Raw genomic sequence first — 3,900 nt, forward strand, 5'->3', positions numbered from 1 at the left:
CCTTTTTCGTACCCTTCCTTTTTTCCTGCCTGAAATCCTGCTTTATACGCTTCTCCGATTCCGGGACACTTTGGTTTTTCCTGTTTTACAGATTCGGCTGAAAAGTTTGTATAGAGCTGTTCTGCCCGTGCACCAGTCAGAAGCGTTAGTCCTGCAAGAACTCCGATTACTATTCCTTTCTTCATAACCTGCACCCCTTATATGGAATTTTAGCCTATTATAGCACAAAAACAAAAAACCTGTATTAAAATATACAGGAAAAGAGGAAACGGAATGGCCAAGCAGGAATACCTTACCGAAAGTCATAAAGTCAAGGAAAAGGTATTTAAAGAACGGCTTATAAACAGCATAGTAACCTTTTTTGCAGGAATTTTCCTTTTCTACATAGGGATTAACTTCCTGCACAACTTCTTCTACCCACCTGAAATCAAGCAGGCCGTAAAAGAATACAGGGCTCAGGGACGAATAAAAGAAGCCAAAAAAATAGAGGAACTTTATCCTGTTCCGACGCCTCTGAACATATGGAAAGAGAACTTTTACGGCCACAAAAAAAGAGCAATAGTTGAACTGCTGTTCTACATAACCGTTCCCGTAGCACTAATGCTCTACATAACAAAGTGGACTTCTAACAAGCGTTCGTTTTTCTACCAGATTGCCAAAAAAGAACCTGTTATGAAAATTCCCAAAAAGACAAAAGTTATATTTAAAAAAATTCCAAAAAGGATAAACGAATGGTTTAAAGACTTTGACACACTTCACAAACTTATGGGTGGAGCAGTTATAGAGGGAGAAGACATTAAGTTCGAAACTGAAAAGATGAGAAAAGATGTTGAACACTATAAAAAGCTAATTGTAGAACACTTTAAAAAATTCTATCCCAACGAAGATGTAGAGAAGTTTACATTTTTTACAGAGTTTCTCCTGTGGCACCATCTTGTTTCAATGTACGGCAATATGCCTACCGGGTTGGCGGCTATCTACATTAAAGATTCGACCTTTAAAATCGGACTCGGAATATATGCAAGAAAACTTCTCCCTGTTACTTACTATTTTGACGACAAGGAAAAGAAGGTTAAAATTTATAAGGATAAAGTAGAACCCTACCTTTTCCTGAGGAGTTTCTATGAGGCCGATAAGAAGTATAACATTCTTAATACTCTTACTGATAAGTACAATCCTCTTCCCTTTAAGCTCTTTTAGTAAAACTATAAACGAGGCCGTTAGTGATGTAAACGGAGTGGAAGAGGAGATATCGGGAAAGGAAACTCCTGTATATTCGATTGCTACTGGTATTCCGTTTGTTGATGTAGTAGAAAATTACTTAAGAAATGACCAGAAAATCGTTGACGAAGACACGCAGAACAAGATGGACAAATACGGCCTTGTTACGGGAAATACTGTTATTCTTTTAAGAAATTACCTGACTGTAAAGGACTTTGACTCCTATAGAGATGTTGTGGATAAGGTAGCTGAAAAGACATACTCTCAGCTTGCTCTTATATCAGATGTGGCTGTTCTTGAACCTATTCTCTCGGTTCAGCCGTCGGGAACGACTGTAAACTACTATCGAAATATGACAATGCAGAACAGAACAAAGGTAGCACTCAAGGGTTTAAGAGAGGTAGTAAGGTCTGAAGATGCAGACGAAATAGAAAACTATTCAAAAAGAATAGTTGAGCTTTACAGACAGCTCGGAGATTTTTGTGGAGAGCTTGATAATGTAGAGCACAGAACGGTTGCCCCTGATCCGACGCCGGACATATGGACATACAGGAGATACCACTTCTGTGCCTGCTGTTGTGGACCCCACCACTGCTGTTGGTGTTTTTATGTTTTTATCTTTACAATGGTTCAGTACTACAGACCCGTTGCTTCTTCCATACTCGAACAGACCTATCTTTTAATGAAAGAGCACAGAGAACAGAGAAAGATTCTCTGTGCACAGTATTTGACGGAACTGGCCACTATGAGAGCCCAGCTTGCAAGGATAACAGAAATGCACTCAAAACTTTCGGCCGACGAATCAGGAATGTACTAGGAGGACTGTTATGGGAATAAAGGAAAAACTTAAAAAGGTATTGCAGGTAGGAGTTTTAACTCTATCGGCATACCTGGGAATGAGTATTCCCGTTCATTCGGCACAGATAGAAGATGTTATAGACTCCCTAAAGGATATCAACATAGGAGATTATCAGGTTAGTTCAGATGATTCCTACCTGGACGCCCTCGGAAAGTACTTTTACAACGGAAGTAGGCTTATAAATGACAGCAGTATTGAGAATATGAACAAAATGGACTTCTACCTGCTTTCCAATATGGCATTTACAGCTATTGCAGGAAAGAAAAGCAGTCTGGGACGGGACTTTACCTACGATGACTACAGGAATCTTGTCAGCAAGTATGCCTCTATTGTAGAAAACGATCCCGGTCTTAACGGAAGCGACGGCAATAAGATGTTAACAGGTCTTGTTGCCGGTATTGTAGCAGGTTTTTCGGTCGGCTACATTCCACAGCCCAACTTTAACGTGCAGAAGGCCAATCTTCCCCGTGGATACGACCTCTACTATCTCTACCGTGTAAATCAGCAGGCATTGAGAGAAGGTGTTCTTCTCGGTTATGTTAAAAAGGTTTTAAGGCTGAAAGAGGAAACTCAGACATTAATGGACTACATGGACGACTTCTGTCAAACCGCAGACGAAAAGCCGGACTACGACTTTCCCCCGGACGATACTCCCGATAAGATACACGTTGTCTGTAGATGTCATTGTTCCTGTGCAGGAAGCTGTTATTCCAGGGTTGAGGGAGAGTTTCACTACAGGCCGATTACGAGTTCTCTTGAGAAAATGACTGAAATCCTTGTAGAACAGGAAAGGGAAACCAGGAAAATACTCTGCCTTAACTATCTGTCCAAACTTGAAACATTAAAGGCAGAGGTTCAGCAGGCAGAGCTTGAGCTGTTTAACCTTTCAGCCACCTACGGAGGACTGGAAAACAATGAGAAAGCTACTTACGGTTTCTAGCATACTTGCTCTACTTGTGACGGGCACGGTAAGTGGAGCTGATATAACCCCACAGGTGGACGAAGTTAAAAGTGCAGAACAGGAAAGTATTAGTGAGGACTTTTCTTATCAAAATAGTTTTTTAAACTTTCTCTACAAATACTTTATCAACGGAGATAAAATCACCGAGTTAGATAATAAAAAAGATTACTACTACTACCTTAACGAAAATATGGCCTACTTCTTTAGCAAGGAAGTGCCGTTAGACAGCGAATTTACCACCGAGGATTACTTCAGGTACAAAGATACGATAAGACAGGATGGGATAGAGGTTTTAAAGTGGGAGGGAACAGACTATCAAAATTATCTAAAAAGTGAAACGAAACACTTTTTAGCCAACTTTGATAGCTCCTGGATTCCTCAGCCGAGCAAAATTACTCTAAAAGGGAAATACAATACGGCTGTAGAACTGTTCAAAATTAACCAGCAGGCGTTAAGGCTTGGAGTTTTAATAGGTGAAAAAAGAAAAATAGACAAGCAGGCATATACGCTTCTGGCATTAGAGAATGCATATAGAGAGGTCTGCGGAGAGGCAACAAACCACGGAGAACACGTTGATTTTGACTATGGAACTGAAAGACTGCCTGACTCTTATACAGAAGCGTATTCAATGAATCCACTTTATAACTTTTTAAAAAATGCCTGTGAAACTTATCTGAGTGTAGGAAGTAATGACATTGTTCAGACAATCGGAGAATACGTGGCCGAATACAACAGAATGAAAATGTATTCATTTGGAATGACAGATCCGGCAGGTGTGGTATTTTCCTGTGAGGCCAATGTAATCTACTGTCCCAATAGTGGATATGAGCCGATGCCTGGAACTTACTGTATATACAAT

4 protein-coding genes and 1 pseudogene are annotated in these 3,900 nt (G+C 40.2%); 4 read left to right on the forward strand and 1 reads right to left on the reverse strand.

The genetic code is table 11. The features are described 5' to 3' along the window. Window positions 1-185: pseudogene (locus MV676_RS05945) on the reverse strand (hypothetical protein); the annotation flags it as partial. A gap of 88 nt (window positions 186-273) precedes the next feature. On the opposite strand from MV676_RS05945, the gene MV676_RS05950 reads away from it, so the two are divergent. From MV676_RS05950 to MV676_RS05965, 4 genes are all read left to right on the forward strand, one after another. Further along, window positions 274-1,200 carry a hypothetical protein gene (locus tag MV676_RS05950; RefSeq protein ID WP_297445794.1) on the forward strand — a complete coding sequence of 309 codons (927 nt, stop codon included), beginning with the start codon at window positions 274-276 and terminating at the stop codon, window positions 1,198-1,200. Further along, window positions 1,124-2,038 (forward strand): hypothetical protein, encoded by a 915-nt coding sequence (locus MV676_RS05955; RefSeq protein ID WP_297445795.1) that lies wholly within the window; start codon window positions 1,124-1,126, stop codon window positions 2,036-2,038. The genes MV676_RS05950 and MV676_RS05955 overlap by 77 nt, the downstream gene beginning before the upstream one ends. A 10-nt stretch (window positions 2,039-2,048) precedes the next feature. Then, window positions 2,049-3,020 (forward strand): hypothetical protein, encoded by a 972-nt coding sequence (locus MV676_RS05960; protein WP_297445796.1) that lies wholly within the window; start codon window positions 2,049-2,051, stop codon window positions 3,018-3,020. Beyond that, the coding region (locus MV676_RS05965; protein ID WP_297445797.1) for a hypothetical protein at window positions 2,995-3,900 on the forward strand (906 nt) is incomplete at its 3' end. The genes MV676_RS05960 and MV676_RS05965, both read left to right, overlap by 26 nt.

Source organism: Desulfurobacterium sp. (genome assembly GCF_027028515.1).
Classification (GTDB): domain Bacteria; phylum Aquificota; class Aquificia; order Desulfurobacteriales; family Desulfurobacteriaceae; genus Desulfurobacterium_A.

Excerpts from the sequence above, each read along its gene's own strand:
- MV676_RS05950 (WP_297445794.1), top strand. The coding sequence starts at position 274 with ATGGCCAAGCAGGAATACCTTACCGAAAGTCATAAAGTCAAGGAAAAG.
- MV676_RS05955 (WP_297445795.1), top strand. The coding sequence starts at position 1,124 with ATGAGGCCGATAAGAAGTATAACATTCTTAATACTCTTACTGATAAGT.
- MV676_RS05960 (WP_297445796.1), top strand. The coding sequence starts at position 2,049 with ATGGGAATAAAGGAAAAACTTAAAAAGGTATTGCAGGTAGGAGTTTTA.